Annotated in this window: 18 protein-coding genes; 10 read left to right on the plus strand and 8 right to left on the minus strand. The window is 49.8% G+C overall.

Annotated features, from left to right (window positions below; all coding sequences use genetic code 11):
* Positions 1-93 precede the first annotated feature (93 nt).
* On the minus strand, positions 94-717 hold the full coding sequence (locus UNDYM_RS08500) for a glycoside hydrolase family 25 protein (RefSeq protein ID WP_162040666.1): 624 nt from the start codon (positions 715-717) through the stop codon (positions 94-96).
* 193 nt (positions 718-910) lie between these two features.
* Here UNDYM_RS08500 and UNDYM_RS08505 point away from each other — a divergent pair, with 193 nt between their 5' ends.
* From UNDYM_RS08505 to UNDYM_RS08515, 3 genes are all read left to right on the plus strand, one after another.
* The gene (locus UNDYM_RS08505) at positions 911-1,702 is read left to right on the plus strand and encodes an ABC transporter substrate-binding protein (protein ID WP_162040667.1); all 792 of its coding nucleotides are present in this window, start codon (positions 911-913) and stop codon (positions 1,700-1,702) included.
* A gap of 159 nt (positions 1,703-1,861) precedes the next feature.
* Positions 1,862-2,020 (plus strand): DUF3096 domain-containing protein, encoded by a 159-nt coding sequence (locus UNDYM_RS08510; RefSeq protein ID WP_162040668.1) that lies wholly within the window; start codon positions 1,862-1,864, stop codon positions 2,018-2,020.
* Between the two features lie 76 nt (positions 2,021-2,096).
* Positions 2,097-2,609: a GFA family protein gene (locus UNDYM_RS08515; RefSeq protein WP_162040669.1), complete on the plus strand. Its 513-nt coding sequence runs from the start codon at positions 2,097-2,099 to the stop codon at positions 2,607-2,609.
* 93 nt (positions 2,610-2,702) lie between these two features.
* Here the strand turns inward: UNDYM_RS08515 and UNDYM_RS08520 are convergent, their stop codons facing one another.
* The 3 genes from UNDYM_RS08520 to UNDYM_RS08530 all read right to left on the minus strand — a co-directional run bounded on the left by UNDYM_RS08520 (position 2,703) and on the right by UNDYM_RS08530 (position 5,704).
* Positions 2,703-4,907 (minus strand): TonB-dependent siderophore receptor, encoded by a 2,205-nt coding sequence (locus tag UNDYM_RS08520; RefSeq protein ID WP_162040670.1) that lies wholly within the window; start codon positions 4,905-4,907, stop codon positions 2,703-2,705.
* Between the two features lie 77 nt (positions 4,908-4,984).
* The gene (locus UNDYM_RS08525) at positions 4,985-5,290 is read right to left on the minus strand and encodes a hypothetical protein (RefSeq protein ID WP_162040671.1); all 306 of its coding nucleotides are present in this window, start codon (positions 5,288-5,290) and stop codon (positions 4,985-4,987) included.
* 108 nt (positions 5,291-5,398) lie between these two features.
* On the minus strand, positions 5,399-5,704 hold the full coding sequence (locus UNDYM_RS08530) for a hypothetical protein (RefSeq protein WP_162040672.1): 306 nt from the start codon (positions 5,702-5,704) through the stop codon (positions 5,399-5,401).
* Between the two features lie 404 nt (positions 5,705-6,108).
* On the opposite strand from UNDYM_RS08530, the gene UNDYM_RS08535 reads away from it, so the two are divergent.
* Positions 6,109-7,023 (plus strand): LysR family transcriptional regulator, encoded by a 915-nt coding sequence (locus UNDYM_RS08535; RefSeq protein ID WP_162040673.1) that lies wholly within the window; start codon positions 6,109-6,111, stop codon positions 7,021-7,023.
* 177 nt (positions 7,024-7,200) lie between these two features.
* On the opposite strand, the gene UNDYM_RS08540 is transcribed toward UNDYM_RS08535, so the two are convergent.
* Positions 7,201-7,395 (minus strand): hypothetical protein, encoded by a 195-nt coding sequence (locus UNDYM_RS08540; protein WP_162040674.1) that lies wholly within the window; start codon positions 7,393-7,395, stop codon positions 7,201-7,203.
* 259 nt (positions 7,396-7,654) lie between these two features.
* On the opposite strand from UNDYM_RS08540, the gene UNDYM_RS08545 reads away from it, so the two are divergent.
* The gene (locus tag UNDYM_RS08545) at positions 7,655-8,038 is read left to right on the plus strand and encodes a glutaredoxin family protein (protein WP_162040675.1); all 384 of its coding nucleotides are present in this window, start codon (positions 7,655-7,657) and stop codon (positions 8,036-8,038) included.
* Between the two features lie 96 nt (positions 8,039-8,134).
* Here UNDYM_RS08545 and UNDYM_RS08550 read toward each other — a convergent pair whose 3' ends face one another.
* The 3 genes from UNDYM_RS08550 to argF form a co-directional block, all read right to left on the minus strand.
* Positions 8,135-8,449 carry a pyrimidine/purine nucleoside phosphorylase gene (locus tag UNDYM_RS08550; RefSeq protein ID WP_162040676.1) on the minus strand — a complete coding sequence of 105 codons (315 nt, stop codon included), beginning with the start codon at positions 8,447-8,449 and terminating at the stop codon, positions 8,135-8,137.
* 72 nt (positions 8,450-8,521) lie between these two features.
* Positions 8,522-9,754: an argininosuccinate synthase gene (locus tag UNDYM_RS08555; protein ID WP_110257440.1), complete on the minus strand. Its 1,233-nt coding sequence runs from the start codon at positions 9,752-9,754 to the stop codon at positions 8,522-8,524.
* 294 nt (positions 9,755-10,048) lie between these two features.
* A complete protein-coding gene (argF, locus tag UNDYM_RS08560; RefSeq protein ID WP_162040677.1) occupies positions 10,049-10,963 on the minus strand; it encodes an ornithine carbamoyltransferase in 915 nt (304 codons plus the stop codon).
* A gap of 516 nt (positions 10,964-11,479) precedes the next feature.
* Between argF and UNDYM_RS08565 the strand changes: the two genes are divergently transcribed.
* From UNDYM_RS08565 to UNDYM_RS08585, 5 genes are read left to right on the plus strand one after another with little or no spacing between them, the layout of a single operon-like run.
* A complete protein-coding gene (locus UNDYM_RS08565) occupies positions 11,480-12,139 on the plus strand; it encodes an SGNH/GDSL hydrolase family protein (RefSeq protein WP_162040678.1) in 660 nt (219 codons plus the stop codon).
* An 18-nt stretch (positions 12,140-12,157) separates the two neighbouring features.
* Complete coding sequence (locus UNDYM_RS08570) at positions 12,158-12,814, plus strand: alginate O-acetyltransferase AlgF (protein ID WP_162040679.1); 657 nt, start codon at positions 12,158-12,160, stop codon at positions 12,812-12,814.
* A 20-nt stretch (positions 12,815-12,834) separates the two neighbouring features.
* Positions 12,835-14,232 (plus strand): MBOAT family protein, encoded by a 1,398-nt coding sequence (locus UNDYM_RS08575; protein ID WP_162040680.1) that lies wholly within the window; start codon positions 12,835-12,837, stop codon positions 14,230-14,232.
* 9 nt (positions 14,233-14,241) lie between these two features.
* Positions 14,242-15,378, plus strand: coding sequence for a cell division protein FtsQ (locus tag UNDYM_RS08580; protein ID WP_162040681.1), 1,137 nt, complete (start codon positions 14,242-14,244; stop codon positions 15,376-15,378).
* 25 nt (positions 15,379-15,403) lie between these two features.
* Positions 15,404-15,904, plus strand: coding sequence for a 2'-5' RNA ligase family protein (locus tag UNDYM_RS08585; RefSeq protein WP_162040682.1), 501 nt, complete (start codon positions 15,404-15,406; stop codon positions 15,902-15,904).
* Positions 15,905-15,918: the final 14 nt, after the last annotated feature.

The following is a 15,918-nucleotide window of genomic DNA, read 5'->3' on the forward strand; positions in this document are numbered from 1 at the left end:
GCTGGATGGAAGGTGATTGAATTTGCCTGCACTTGATTGAGCCAGATTATTGAGGATCTGACTCAATCACGTGCATCAGGTTTGCGAACGATCTTATTTCTTTGCTGCAAAAGCCAGCAAGTCCGCCATGGAACCCGCAAAGACGTCGGTATCCACACTGCCGGTGACGCCAGCCACGCTACCAGATTCAGAATTTTGCCAGAATGTCCAACTGCTCCAGCCAATGGGAATTGTTGGCTGCGAAGCACCATATTGCGCAATCCACAATGCATACCTCGAAAAACTGTTGTTCATATTCTGGTTCCAGAACGATGGCCCGGTATAAATCATCGGTGTGCGACCCAGTGCCTGTTCTACCGTGTTGAGCCAGATTTGCAGGTTAGCCGCCAGCGTGGCATTTCCAAAACCACCTTTATTGATTTCAATATCGACTACCGGGGGCAAGTCGCCAATGGCAATACTGCCTACCGCCTTGATGAAATTATTCGCCTGCGTCACAGGATCATCATTGCTCTCATAAAAATGATATGCGCCACGCAATATGCCTGCCGCTTTCATGCCAGTCCAGTTGGTCTTGAACTGTGGGTCAGTATAGGTATTGCCATCCGTAGCCTTGGCAAAGGCAAAGCTAATGCCTGCACTTTTGACTGCAGTCCAGTTGACTGTGCCTTGATAGTGGGAAACATCAATTCCCTGCACCTTGTTGTTGATTGCCATACATATCTCCGCTGATGAATTCAGGGTTAAATAACAAATCGTTAAGATAACAGGAATATGGTTAATTATGCAAAAACAAGATGTTTTTCATGGGTGTTTTCTGACTTTTCCTTGTATGCCTGGTTCTGGCTGCCTACCCTGATTCATGGGTAAGCGATGAAAAGAGTGTCCATCAAAGTCAGGGAGCCTGAGCATGAAATTCATACTGCTAATTTTGCTTTGCCTGTGCGTGCCAGCATTGGCGGCAGATATCATCGAAGTTAGCATTTATGCCGACGAATCTTATCCACCGTACTCATACAAGGAAAATGGCGAGGCCAGAGGCATTTATCCTGCCATCTTCAGTAAAGCCTTCGAACGTATGCCTGCTTACAAGGTGCACATCAAGCCAGTACCCTGGAAGCGCGGGCTCATGCTGATGGAAACCGGGCAGGGGCTGGCTTTGTTCCCACCCTATAACCGGCCACTTGAGCGCCCTTATCTTAACAATTCCGAGCCCGTGCTGACTGAACAGGTGGTGGCTTTTTGCAGTGAGAATTCCATGAAGAGAAGAAAACATCCCTCAAGTTGGCCCGAAGATTTCCAGGGACTGAAAGTTGGCATCAATGCCGGATTTCAAATCGGCGGCGACAAGTATAGAAAAGCCGTCAAGGATGGCAAGATGTTTGAAGACCAGGCGCCCAGCAACCGGTCCAATATACTCAAGCTCTTGCTGGGACGTATAGATTGCTACGTCAATGACCGTCTGTCCATCTTGTGGGAGATAGAGCGCATCAAGGCAGATGGCGTTTACGCTGACAGTAGCCAGGCCATCGTCGAAGCTGCAGTCATTAGCCAGGAGCAGGCCTACCTGGGTTACACCAATCGCGATAACGGGCGCTATCCCTACAAGCCTGATTTCATGCGTGCGCTGAACCAGATACTGACAGACATGAAGAAGTCAGGTGAGATACAGAAAATTGTAGAAGATGTGCTGAGCAAATAAAGGGCACGGAATTTCTTTGCAAGTTGGCGTGAACCAGAGGATGAGTCAGGCCCGGTATCAGAGGCTTGAACATAAGGTGAGTCTGTGGAACTATACGGCATGCATGGCGGGTAATGCCGCCGTGCATACTCAACCTGGTCAACCTTAGAATAGTGATACATGAACATACACCTGTCCCTGATGCCCATCCTTGCCCTTGTCGCTGGCATTTGCATACTGATCAAACCCAAGCTCGTCAGCTTCATCGTGGCGCTTTACCTGATAGCCATAGGCCTCATCGGTATTCTTGGACTTGGACGGTTTGGTCTGCATTTGTAAACGAGACCAGGCAATCAGCTGCGCAGGTTCAGGGCTGAATCGGGCAAAGACATCGATTAATGAGGAGTTGGCAAAGATGACGGCTGCATCGATTTACCCACTCGAAGGTGGTTGTGATTGCGGCATGCTGCGCTATCGCATGCTCAGTGCGCCGCTGATCGTACATTGCTGTCATTGCCGCTGGTGCCAGCGTGAAAGCGGCACTGCCTTTGCCCTGAATGCCATGATAGAGGCTGACCGTGTCATTCACACCGGGGCAGAACCTGAACTGGTGGAGACGCCATCAGCCAGTGGCAAAGGCCAGAAAATTGCGCGCTGCCCACATTGTCGGATTGCCATCTGGAGCAATTATGCGGGTGCCGGGCCTTTGCTAAGGTTTGTACGGGTAGGTACGCTTGATCAGCCAGACCACCTGCCGCCAGACATTCATATTTATACCGAATCAAAACAGCCATGGCTAAATCTGGCTGGAACCATACCCGTGATGGCTCAGTACTACGACAGGGACTTATACTGGTCTGCTGCCAGTCTGGCCAGACGGCTTGTGCTGTTGCCCCAAATCGAGGCTTATCAGGCAAGAAAATCTTAGAAACCGCTTATTCCTATTCCCGTCAGGATGAATTTGATTGATGGCTGAATCTGGCCTCAAGAACTTATGATTGTTGCGCTCTTGGTTTTTTCCTTATAGTTTGAATTCCATCCGCAGCCCAATACGCGCATAGTTGGTTTTTTGCGTGCTGGTCCGTACAGTGCTGCTGGTATTGAAATATTCCCTTACTGTCTGGGTATCAGGTGCCAGCAGATTATCGAGGTTCAGCACCAGGCGGCATTGCGGGTTGACAGTCCAGATGGCATTCGCCGTCAATGTGGTGCGGTGAGATTCATAGGTGCGCAGCGTCAGGTTATTGCGCAGCCAGTCGCCGGGCAACCAGTTGGCATCGACATCAATTTTGACAGGCGCATCGCTCATCGCAAAAGTCATGCCCAGTTTGGCACGCCATGGCAACTGTCCTTCCAGTCGGTTATCTGGCCCTGGAACATCACTCAATACCGAGTGCGCCCAGCCGAGGCTGCCGCGCACATCCAGCTTGGGAGAGGTGGACCACAAGTCACGCATAGCCACACGCCAGTCCAGGTTAATACCCTGCACGCTGGCGCTACCCAGGTTGGCAGGGCGCTGTACATAACGCGGCACATTGGCCCAGGGCACCGGCGCCAATACAATTTCCTTGCCGATTTTGCGATCTATCTGGCGCGCATAAAATTCCAGGCTGATCTGGCTATCCCGGCTCAAGCCATGTTCATACGCCAGATTCAGCGCCAATGCACGTTCCGGCTGTAAACCGGGATTACCACTACTGTCCGCAGTATCGATGGTATTAGCGCCGCAGCCGTTGATGTTGGTACAGGGAGCCAGCGAATTGACTGAGGGCTGCAGCATCAATTGATTGCTTTCTGGCGCCTTGAAGCTGCGCGCCAACGATGCCCGCAACTGACGTCTTTGATCACCTTCCAGTTTTTTTGTCACATGTAAAGAGGGCGACCACACGCGAAAACGTGACTGGCTTGTGAGATTGTTTTCGGTCAGGTCAAAGCGCTGTTCCTCAGATGATAGGCCTGTATTCATGGCCAGGTTTTTATCTATGCGCCAGTCATCCTGGATGAATGCCCGCCATTTATCTTCCCGTATGCTGGTCATGTTTCCCAATGCAAGCAGGCTGGTGTCGATGGCACCATTGAGCAAATAGCTGGTTCTGGTCTCATGCTGATCACGGCTGACTTGCAAACCGGTCTTTAATCTGTGACCACCACTGAGGTGTTTTTGGTGGTTGATTGCCAAAAGCAAATTCCAATTATCATCGCGCCATTCCTGGCGTCTTAAGCCATTGCTTGCAGCATTATCCTGGTCATTCAGAAGGGTGCTGGAATTACTTCGTATCTGGCCATCATTCCAGACAAGATTAGCATCGATGTTACCCAACTCCTCACTCTCGTACTGCCAGTTTAATGGAAGCCGGTAGCTGCGTAGTGAGGCGGAAGAAGTTTGGGTCAACTGCAACGATTGCCCACTTGTCCAAAGACGTTGCTCTTCATTGAGTTTATTGGAATTGATTTGCCCGGTAGAGGGCTTGAAACTCAAACTGCCATTTTCAGTTTTATAGGCAACTTCTCCGCTCAAAGCTGCTGCCTCATTCTCATTCAGATTGTGACGGCTAGCAGTAAATTGAGGTAATAGCTGTGATCCTGCTATCAATATTTGCGTGTCTTGCGCATTGCCAGGCGATTGGTTTTTTTGTAAAAATACACTGGCCATCAGACTAAGCGGGCTGTCCTGGCTAAACTGGTTCATAAGCCAATTGGCAGAGCCGCCATGCTCACCGCCCATGCTTTTGACTTCCAGATTCAGTTGTTGCTGGTTTTTGCGTACATGTTTACGCAGAATGACATTTATAGTCCCCGCAATCCCAAACGGTCCGGTCTCGGCGGTGGTAGTTTTAATAATCTCTATCTGCTCCACTTCACTGAGATCAAGGTCCAGCGGGTTTTTACCTATTGCAGGTAATCCATCGACGAGAATCTGAGTGTAACCGGGCAAGCCTAGCAAGCTCAAACGGCCATCTTTACCTATGGTGATGGCGGGCTCGCGTTTGAGCAATTCATTCACGTTTTGCAAGCCAATATTGGTAATTTTTTGGCGACCTATGATGAGTTTGCCTGCTGCCAGTTCGCGGTTCGCTTCTATATCTGTTGGCGCACCGTTGATCTCTACCTGTTGCACTTTTTGAGCTTCCACATTGACAGGTGGAACAGCAGGAGTATTTTGTTGTGACCAGACTGGGCTGCTGGCGAGCAGCAAGCCGGACATCGCGGTGATGCGGATATACATACAGTTTTTCAGAAGTCTAATCCTCGCAAGAGAGTATTACAATTAATGGTCAATTACCGACAGTAAAACCTCGAGGTTTATTCTGGATTGTGCGAGCACATTTTTGTGCAGTCTTTTTCTGCCTTAACTCTGACGCGTTCCAGTTCAGCTTCTTCTTTTTTGCGTAGCTCTTTTAGCTTTGCTGGCTCTTTTTCTTTTTCAATTTCTGCGCGAATGATGTCGAGTACTTTTCGATTGACTGCGAAATCAGGGGATATTTCATTACATACACGCTCGCACTCTGCACGTGGACGCGCTTTCCTGCCTTCGGGGCTAAACTGCGCCTGAGCGTTCATACCAGGCAATGCGCTTAATATCAATGCCAGCAATAAAAATCTTTTCATTCGATTTAATCTCATTTTATTTTTGACAAACGACTTCATCGCAGGCTTCGCTCCTGCCATAGAAGAGTGTGATTATGAATTTATTCAAATACTAATTAGACCTCAGATTTAGTCAGGATTGCCCTCGCAAATATATGCGCAGGATTTTTCAACTTTGTCTTTGACACGTTCCAGTTCGTTTTCTTCTTTTTTGCGTAGCTCTTTGAGTTTTGCAGGATCTTTTTCTTTTTCAATTTCCGTCCGGATTTTATCTAGACCTTTCCGGTTATGTGCGAAATCAATAGATCCTTCATTACATAAGCGCTCACACTCTGCGCGTGGGCGGGCCTTTCTTCCTTCTATATTAATCTGGGCCTGCGCCTCGATACAGGACGAAGAGCTTAGTATTATTATCAGTAATAAAGATAATTTCATTCCGACTAACCTTTGTGAGTGACCGCCTACCGTATTGCCTGGTATTGCTTGTGCTGAAAAACATGCTGGCTTTACATGCATTTCCATTGCAAAAAAACAAACTGCATATTAGTTGTGTAAGTTTCACAATGTCAATTGTTATAGCGGTATTTTTTGCTGAACATGCTTCATGCAGATATCTTCTTCAGGCTCATAGCTATTGCCTGCATCCTCACCTCAATTCTGCATCTGCTTCAAATGAGATATAGCGTTGACTTTGTCCTCGTGGGTTCTTCTTATGCCTGGGTTTGAATAGCAACGCCATTGTGATCGATTGCGTATTTCGGTAAGATCAAGCCAGATAAAATAAGTATTTTGCAAAATAAGCAAAGATAGGTCAGGCTTGGCCAGAAAGTAGCATCATCATGCTGGATGAAATCAAAACCTTTATCGCGGTAGCCACCGAGGGCAGCTTCAGCGCTGTCGCGCGCAGTCATGATCTGGCGGTCTCTTCCATTACTCGCAAGCTTGATGCGCTGGAGGCCGATCTGGGTGTCAGGCTGTTTGCCCGCAGTTCGCGCTCCATCACTTTGACTGATGCCGGTAATCAGTTTTTGCCGCGTGCCCGTACCATCGTTGCTGAAATGGAGGAGGCCAGGCATGTACTGGCTGACCTGCATGCTGATCCGCGAGGTTTGTTGACCGTGACAGCGCCGGCAGCATTTGGCCGCATGCATGTGGTGCCGGCACTGGCCAGTTTTCTTGAGCGCTATCCTTTGATGCAGATAGATTTGCATCTCAGTGATGATTTCGTTGATTTGCTCACGCGCAGGGTAGATGTGGCGATACGCATAGGTGTGCTACCTGATAGTGACCTAGTTGCGACCCGGCTGGCACCGATTAACCGGCTGGCTTGTGCCAGCCCGGCTTATCTGGCTGCGCATGGGCGGCCAGCCTCTCCCGAACAATTGCTGCAACACAATTGCCTCAATATCGCATCGTCACCCTTGCCATATGGCTGGTGGAGTTTTGCGGGTGTCAGGAATGAGGCGGCCTTGCCAGTCAAAGGCAATTTCAAAAGTGATGATACCGAAGCACTGCTCGCTGCCGCAGTATCGGGTATGGGTATCGCGCATCTTGCCAGCTGGATGGTGTGCGACATGCTGCGCGCAGGCAGACTGGAACTCTTGTTCCCCAACTTGCCCATGCCAGCCAAAGCTGCACGGACAGGCATACACGCAGTGCGCATGCCCGGGCGTTCGCATACTGCCAAGGCACAATTGTTTATCGCTCATCTGAAGGCTTGTTTTGGTGAGCAACCGTATTGGGAAGATTTTTAAGTAATGCTCAGGGTGGTGCCAGTCGCGACCATTCGGCGTATTGATCGTCAGGTTTATGTAACCGGGAGGGGGCGGTCGGGAGGAAGCAAGTACTCTTGCAGAACAGCCTGTGTTGGCATTGGTACCCACACCAGGCTGTTACATCTCGGCAGGCGGAACTGACGAGCGAGGCTGATATTAGCCTACGCAGCCACCGCAACGATAGCGTGGTGTGTAGAACAGATTGCAAGAATCTTGATTGCCATTCTGGCATTCTTCAAACCAGGCTACACAAACCTCACATGGGATAAGGGCAGATGCGCTGCCTGCGAAACCGAAAGCGATACCAACGCCGACAAAAAATGTAAACAATGCTTTTTTCATTTTGCTCATTACTGACTCCTGGGGTTGTGTGAAAGTCAAATGTCGCTGTGTCGAGAGTAATCTCAACGCGTTGATGCTAGGTTAACAATATCAATAGGTCAATATTTATTTATTGAATATACTTATTAAATATTTATATTGACAATATTTGCCTGGCCGGAATATTGTTCACAACTGCTGGTCGTGACTCAGGCCATGGAAACTTGATTGCAGTTCATCAAGGCTTGGCCTGCAATCGTTGTTTGGCTTATCAATGGAAGGTGGAAAAATGCTGAAACAGAGACTGAAATCAATCGCTTCATACGCTTTGATCCTTATCGCTGGCCTGGCCGTAGGGCTGGCAGCGGCCAATGTTCCTCGCTGGCTGACGCCGGCTTATATTGAAGGGGATTACAAGGCGTATTTCCCTGATGCAAAGACCAAGGTTGTGCTGTATGCGACAGCTACTTGCCCATATTGTGCCAAAACCCAGGAATACCTGAAGGCGAAAAATATCACCTACGTCAAATTTGATATTAATGAATCAGAGCAGGCACGCAAGGAATTCAAGCAGTTGAAAGGAGAGATCGTACCGCTGATACTGGTTGGCAACCGCCAGATAGCCGGTTTTAAACCTGAGGTTCTGGATTCAGCATTACAGCAACTGCATTAGTGCAAGGCGCTGATTGTCTTGCAAGTGCAAGCCTGGCGTAAGCCGACGGAATTGCCATCGTCGGCTTTCTGCTGACTTTCTGCTGAATTAGACTACTCAGATAAAATGACAGACATAATCGAGTGTATCAATAGTCTCGATTTCAAAACGTGAATTGGCCGGGACGTTGAATTGCTGGCCAGCTTCATAGGTATTCCATTCCGTTTCACCCTGCAAACGTATGCGGCACTTGCCTGCATTTACTTCCATGATCTCGGCAGCCGCCGTATTGAATACCAGACTGGAAGGAAAGACCACGCCTATGGTTTTTTTGCTGCCATCGGCAAACAAAACCGTGTGGGATACGCATTTGCCATCGAAGTAGAGATTGGCTTTTTTAACGACACTGACTTGATCAAATTGGGTAGACATTTTTTAGATTCCAAGAAAAAACGACCCGCGCAAATGAATGGGCGGGTCGTGCGGGATAATAAACTCAGGTGATTACTGACCGCGTTTTGCGCGGGCATTGGCAGCAATACGCATGCGCAATGCATTCAGCTTGATGAAGCCGCCAGCGTCTGCCTGGTTGTAGGCGCCGCCATCTTCATCAAAGGTTGCGATGTTCATGTCGAACAGCGAATCGGTTTTGGAATCGCGCGATACCGTGATGACATTGCCCTTGTACAGCTTCAGGCGTACCCAGCCATTAACTGTGTGTTGAGTATGGTCAATCAGGGTTTGCAGAGCGACGCGCTCAGGTGCCCACCAGTAGCCGTTATAAATCAGACTGGCGTAACGTGGCATCAGGTCATCTTTCAGATGAGCGACTTCACGGTCCAGGGTGATGGATTCTATCGCACGGTGGGCGCGCAGCATGATGGTGCCGCCTGGCGTTTCATAGCAGCCACGGGATTTCATGCCGACATAACGGTTTTCCACGAGGTCCAGACGACCGATGCCGTGCTTGCCACCGAGGCGGTTCAATTCTGTCAGCACGGTTGCTGGCGACATGCGTACACCATTCAGGGCAACGATGTCACCGCGTTCAAATTCTACATCCAGATATTCTGGCTGGTCTGGTGCAGCTTCAGGGCTGACAGTCCAGCGCCACATGGATTCTTCAGCCTCGGCACTTGGGTTTTCCAGGTGACGTCCTTCAAAACTGATGTGCAGCAGGTTGGCATCCATGGAGTAGGGCGCGCCACCGTTTTTATGTTTCTGGTCGATTTCTATGCCTGCATCTTCAGCATATTTCATCAGTTTTTCACGGGACAGCAAATCCCATTCACGCCATGGAGCGATGATCTTGATACCTGGCATCAGCGCATAGGCACCCAACTCGAAACGCACCTGGTCATTACCTTTGCCAGTCGCGCCGTGGGAAATAGTGTCTGCACCAGTTTCTTTGGCGATTTCGATGAGACGTTTGGCGATCAGTGGACGGGCGATGGACGTACCCAGCAGGTATTCACCTTCATACACCGTATTGGCGCGGAACATAGGGAAGACGAAGTCGCGCACGAATTCTTCACGCACATCATCGATAAAAATATTTTCAGGCTTGATACCAAACTTGATGGCTTTGGCACGTGCCGGTTCCAGCTCTTCGCCCTGGCCCAGATCGGCAGTGAAAGTGACGATTTCACACTGATAATTATCTTGCAGCCATTTCAAAATGACAGAGGTATCCAGACCGCCAGAATAGGCGAGGACGACTTTTTTAGTATCGCTCATGATGTGCTTTCAAAATTAAACTAACTTTATGCTGAAGACCAAAAAGCTCACCACAGAGACACAGAGGCACAGAGAAAGGCATGAGAAAAACATCAAACATTTATCTGCGACTTAGCTCTTACGATTACCCTTTATTTGATCTTGCCGCTTCCAATATAAAACGATTACAGAGACATTGAATTAAGACAGTCTTTATTGACGTAGATTAAATCTCAATTTTGACAAGATTTTCTCCTGTTTTTCTCTGTGTCTCTGTGCCTCTGTGTTGAGAGGTCTTTCCCAAAAAATACCGTATCAGCGAATCTCGCCCACCACTAAATATTCCAGCAAGGCTTTTTGCACATGCAGGCGGTTTTCGGCTTCGTCCCAGACTACTGATTGTGGGCCATCGATGACACCGGCAGATACTTCTTCACCACGGTGCGCGGGCAGGCAGTGCATGAACAGGGCATCGGGATGGGCGCGGGCCATCTTGGCTTCGTCGACTATCCAGCCGTCAAAGGCTTTCAGGCGGGCCTGGTTTTCATCTTCATAACCCATGCTGGTCCAGACATCAGTATTCACCAGGTCGACACCTGCGCAAGCGTCGGACGGGCTGTCAAATACCGTGTATTGCGACGGGTCTGCCGTCACCTGCGCCATATCAATGTCGTAGCCTTTGGGCGTAGAGATGTGCAGGTGGAAGTTGAATACCTGGGCGGCCTGCAGCCAGGAGTACAGCATATTATTAGCATCACCTATCCATGCCACTTTTTTGCCGGTGATGGAACCACGGTGTTCTATATAAGTAAACACATCGGCCAGTACCTGGCAGGGATGATGCTGATTCGTTAAGCCATTGATGACAGGTACGCGCGAATTCGCGGCAAAGCGCTCTATCATTTCTTGCTCAAAGGTGCGGATCATGATGATGTCGCACATGCGTGACATGACCTGGCCAGCATCTTCTACCGGTTCACCACGGCCCAATTGGCTGTCGCGGGTATTCAGGTAAATCGCTGCACCGCCTAACTGGTGCATGCCTGCTTCAAAGGACAGGCGGGTACGTGTCGAGTTTTTCTCGAACACCATGACCAGGGTTCTGTCCAGTAGAGGGTGGTAGGTCTGATAAGCCTTGAAACGCTGTTTGATGATGCGGGCACGCTGCATCACGTATTCAAACTCGGACAGGCTGAAATCGGAAAACTGCAGGAAATGTTTGATAGCCATAAATAAAACGGGCAGCAAGTTAAGCTTGCCGCCGCTTGTCATAACTGCTTAATTATAAGGGATTAATCGAGGCTTCCCATATTAAATTCTGGGAGCAGGCAAATTTGACCCTTTTTACTTGGGTTTGCCCATAAAAGAAGATCTTGCACTTCTTGTTACTGCCTTCTCCCAGAGCTTAGCATCAAATGATGGTTTTAGGCAGATACAAGGAATCACCCTCGCAACAAGGAGTATTTTTATAAAGTTGCCGCAAGGAAAATTGCATTTGTGAACTTTCGTCAACTAGCTGGAATTTCATATTGGTTTGTTTAAACTAGATTTCATTGCTGTATTTGCATAAATATTTGGTGATTAGCGCCGCGGTTGCGCGAAATTCCGATGGAATTGTAAGCAAATGCAATCAAGTGTTAATAAATGAAACATTTTGCAGATGAAGTTCGCCTGATAAGTCTTCCAGAAATGATGAAGCACTCAACAGCGAATATTTTTTAAATGATTTTGTAAAGAATACAAACTATGAGCGCACTGTTAGCCGGACTGACCGTCCTGATCATTGGCGATAGCCACATGTCCACCCCAGATTACCTGATCACCACTTTGCACGATGATTTGATGAGCAAGGGTGCAGTCGTGTATTCCTTCGGTGCCTGCGGTGTTGCTGCCGGTGACTGGATGGTGAAAAGTCAGTCACCTTGCGGTGGTGCGACCCGTATCAAGGATGGTCCGGTAGAAGTGAAAACCGGGCAAGACGCGATGACCCGCCCCTTCAATGAGCTGGTTAAAACCTACAAGCCTAATCTGGTGGTCGTCGTCAATGGCGACACCATGGCATCTTATGCCGCACCCGAATTGCCGAAGACATGGATCTGGCAACAGGTCTCCCGCCTGACCAAAGGCGTTAAAAACAATGCAGTAGGTTGCGTCTGGGTAGGCCCAGCCTGGGGTACCGAAGGCGGCAAGTTCAACAAGACTTTTGCCCGTGCAAAAGAAATGTCGGGCTATTTGTCCGAGATCGTCGCTCCTTGTACGTATATCGATTCTCTGACCATGTCCAAACCGGGTGAATGGGCATCTTCTGATGGCCAGCATTTTGATCTGGCTGGTTATAAAGCCTGGGGCACTGCAATTGGCAATGCCATTTCTTCCCCTGCGGTTTTGCAAACCATCAAAAAATAATTACGGACTCTGACCCACATGAAAAAGCTTATCTTTGCTTGCCTGACTTCAGCCCTGACCCTGGCGGCACATGCTGACAATCCTCTGTATGAAACCGGGCCTGCCCAGGATTCATCCTTTGTCAGGTTTCTCAATGCAAGCGAAGATAAAGCCAGTGTGGTCAATGGTGCCGCCAAAGTGGCGTTGGCTGCCCAGGGTGACGCAAGGGTTTCCCGTTTTTACCCCGTCAAGGCGGGCGCCAGGCTGGCAGCCAATGTGCAGGTCGGTAACGCCAAGACTTCTGTCGAAGTCGTTGCCAAACCGGGTGAATTTGTCACTGTAGCGATTGTTAGTAGTGGCGCAGGCATAGCGACTGTAGTGGTAAAAGATACGCCGACAGATTTCAATGCCAGCAAAGCCTCGGTTGCCTTGCTCAATCTGGACAGCACTTGCAATGCCGCTGGTTTGAATGTGGCAGAAAAAAATACCGCCATACTGGAAGCAGTGAAACCAGCCAGCCTGCAGCGTCGCCTTGTCAATCCCATCAGCCTGAAAACCCAGGCCATTTGTGATGCCAAGGACGTGGGTAAAACTATAGACCTGGGGCAGTTGCAACCAGGTGAGCGTTATAGCGTGGTTGTCATGCCTGGCAAAAAAGCACGCCAGACTTTCTTTGTACGCGACAGTACGTCCTGATCTGATTACGGGTTCTGGCCATGGTATTTGCGTCCCTGGAGTTTCTGACTCTCTTTCTACCCCTGTTTTTTGCGCTTTATCTCGTCACGCCCCAGCGCTTTCGTAATCACACTTTATTGGTAGGCAGCTGGTTGTTCTATGCCTGGTGGACACCAAAATTCCTGTTGCTGATTATCGCTCTGACGGTACTTGCCTGGGGTGCAGCAATACTGATAGACAAGAGCCAGAGCGAACAACGCAAGACCCGCTTGATGGTGATTGCCATCGTCCTCAATCTGTCTTCGCTGGTCTGGTACAAATACACCAATATGCTGGTGTATTCACTCAATACCATTTTGACTGGCCGCGACATGCCCACCATACCGTGGGAAAACCTGATGCTGCCGATAGGCTTGTCCTTCACGGTTTTGCATGCGATTTCTTATATTGTTGATGTGCGCCGCAAAACCGTGGATGCACAGTACAGCATCATTTCTTTTAGCGCCTATATGGCGATGTTCCCACATCTGATCGCTGGCCCGATTGTGCGCTACAAGGTCATCGACACCGAATTGCGTGAACGTGTTTTTTCCATAGACAAGTTTGCTGCCGGCGTGCGCCGTTTCATGGTCGGCTTTTCGATGAAGGTTTTGATTGCCGACACTTTGTCACCCATAGTGACCCTGGGGTTTGGCTTGCATAATCCAAGTTTGATCGATGCCTGGACTGCCTGTGCCGCCTACACTCTGCAACTGTATTTTGATTTTGCCGGCTACAGCGCCATGGCCATAGGTCTGGGCCTGATGCTGGGTTTTGATTTCCAGGAAAATTTCAATAATCCCTACCTGGCCGTGTCGATACAGGATTTCTGGCGGCGCTGGCACATGACGCTGTCGTCATGGTTGCGTGATTATCTCTACATCAGCCTGGGCGGTAATCGTGGTGGACCAACCCGCACCTACATCAATCTCTTGCTGACGATGGCAATCGGCGGACTTTGGCATGGTGGTGAAAACTGGAATTACCTGATCTGGGGCATCATCCAGGGCACAGCGCTGTGCTGTGACCGCGCATTTACTCAGCGTGGTTTGTCCATGCCCAATTATTTGTCGCGCACCTTGACCTTATTCGTCGTCATGCTGGCGTGGACAGTTTTCCGCTCTGAGAGCTTTGCTACTGCCACCGATATCTGGGCAGGCCAGTTCGGTATGCACGGTGTTGCCATGGGTGATGCCATTGCCCAGGCGCTGCGTCCCAGCATCATCCTGACCTTTGTGCTTGGTCTGGTTTGCGTGGTTTATCCTGCCACCAAAATTGGCAAGCAGGGCGGCCTCGGTTTTGCGGGCTGGAGCATGACCTGGCCAGTGCTGACTTTTGCTTATGCTGTCGTGGTTCTGGCCGGGCAAAAAGCAATTCCATTTTTGTATTTCCAGTTTTAGGAGATCATCATGAGTGAGTGTTTTAGTTTTGATCCCAAAAAAGCTGGCTGGACACGCTTTATCCCCGTTGCTGCCTTTGGCGTCATCATGCTGGGTGGCTTTGCTGTTACCCAGACATCCTTGCGCCAAGTACCAGAAGAAAAATGGGAAGGCATAGGTAAAATACACCGTTTGCTGGATGGCGAAGCAACGCGGCAGTTTTCAACCCAGTTGAATGAGCACTTCCTGTTAAGTAAACCATTCGCAAAAATTGAACGTGGCGTCACCTGGACTATCGCCGGTGATACCGGCGCTTCTGTGCGCCGTGGCTGCGATGGTTGGTTGTTCTTGTCGGATGAGCTGACCCCTTACGCGCATGCAGCAGAGAATGCCGCCGCCAGGGCCAGGATTATCACCCAAACCGCTGCTGACTTGCAAATGCGCGGCATCAAGTTGGTGGTTGCTGTCGTGCCCGACAAAACCCGCATAGAAGAAGATCATCTGTGTGGCTTGCATCGTCCCGCAGCATTTGCCAATCGTTTGAATGACTGGGTCAGTACCCTCGCAAGTAACAAGGTCGAAGTGCTGAACTTTGCGCCGGCTTTGTCAGCCATGAAAGAAGAACGTTATTACCGCAGCGACTCACACTGGAATGAGCGCGGTGCCAACGTTGCAGCGACGACCCTGGCAGACCGCCTGCAATCTTTGAAGCTGGTCGATAAGCCAGCAAATGCACCTGACCCCAAAGCCATACAAAGCAATACGACCGAGCGATCAGGCGACCTCATGCGCGTTTCCAATCTTGAAGGCTTGCCAGCATGGATGCGCCCAGCGACAGAAGTCACCCAGGTCAGCAAGGTCGCACCCGTAGCAGTCGCCAGTGATGATTTGTTTGGCGATGCAGGCTTGCCGACCGTGGCCCTGGTTGGCACATCCTTTAGTCGCGCTGCAAATTTTGTTCCTTTCCTGAGTCAGCATCTCGGCGCCCCGGTTGCCAACCTGGCCAAGGATGGTGGCGATTTTGATGGGGCTGCCTACGCCTACCTGAACAGCAAGGAATTCAAAACCCAGCCACCTAAAGTCGTAGTCTGGGAAGTGCCGGAGCGCATGCTGCAAAAAACATTGACTGCGTCTGAGAAAAAATGGCTGGAGACTTTTAAGTCATAATCCTGATTTTCCTTTGATTTCGGCCATGCTACATTCACGTCAGCAGTTGAGCATGTTTGTACCTGTGCAAGCCGCCATAGAGTTGGAGCAAGTGCGGCGAGTAGTCGATCCTGCGCAGAGCAGTCTTATCCCGGCACATATAACTTTATGTCGCGAAGATGAGCTGGGGGATTTACCCGCGATGAGGAGCAGGCTGCAAAACTTGCACCTGCCTGCCATATCCCTGAGTTTCGCTCCTGCAGAAATATTCTACGAGCACGGCCTGATCATGCATTGCATAGCAGGGGAGGATGCATTTTTTCATCTGCGCGAGTTTGTGCTGGACTCAAAAAACATCAGGGCTCAGCGCCCACACCTGACTCTGGCTCATCCCAGAAACCCCAAGGCTCCCGGCAATTCTCTTGACGTTGCGGCTAACCTGCCGACACCCTTGCAGCTTGTTTTTCCCAGCATTTGTCTGATAGAACAAAGCGGCAATGATCCCTGGCGAGTTCTGGAAACTTATGAATTTAGTGTTGGTGCCTGAGCTACCTCCGGCGG

This window comes from Undibacterium sp. YM2 (genome assembly GCF_009937975.1).
Classification (GTDB): Bacteria; Pseudomonadota; Gammaproteobacteria; order Burkholderiales; family Burkholderiaceae_D; genus Undibacterium.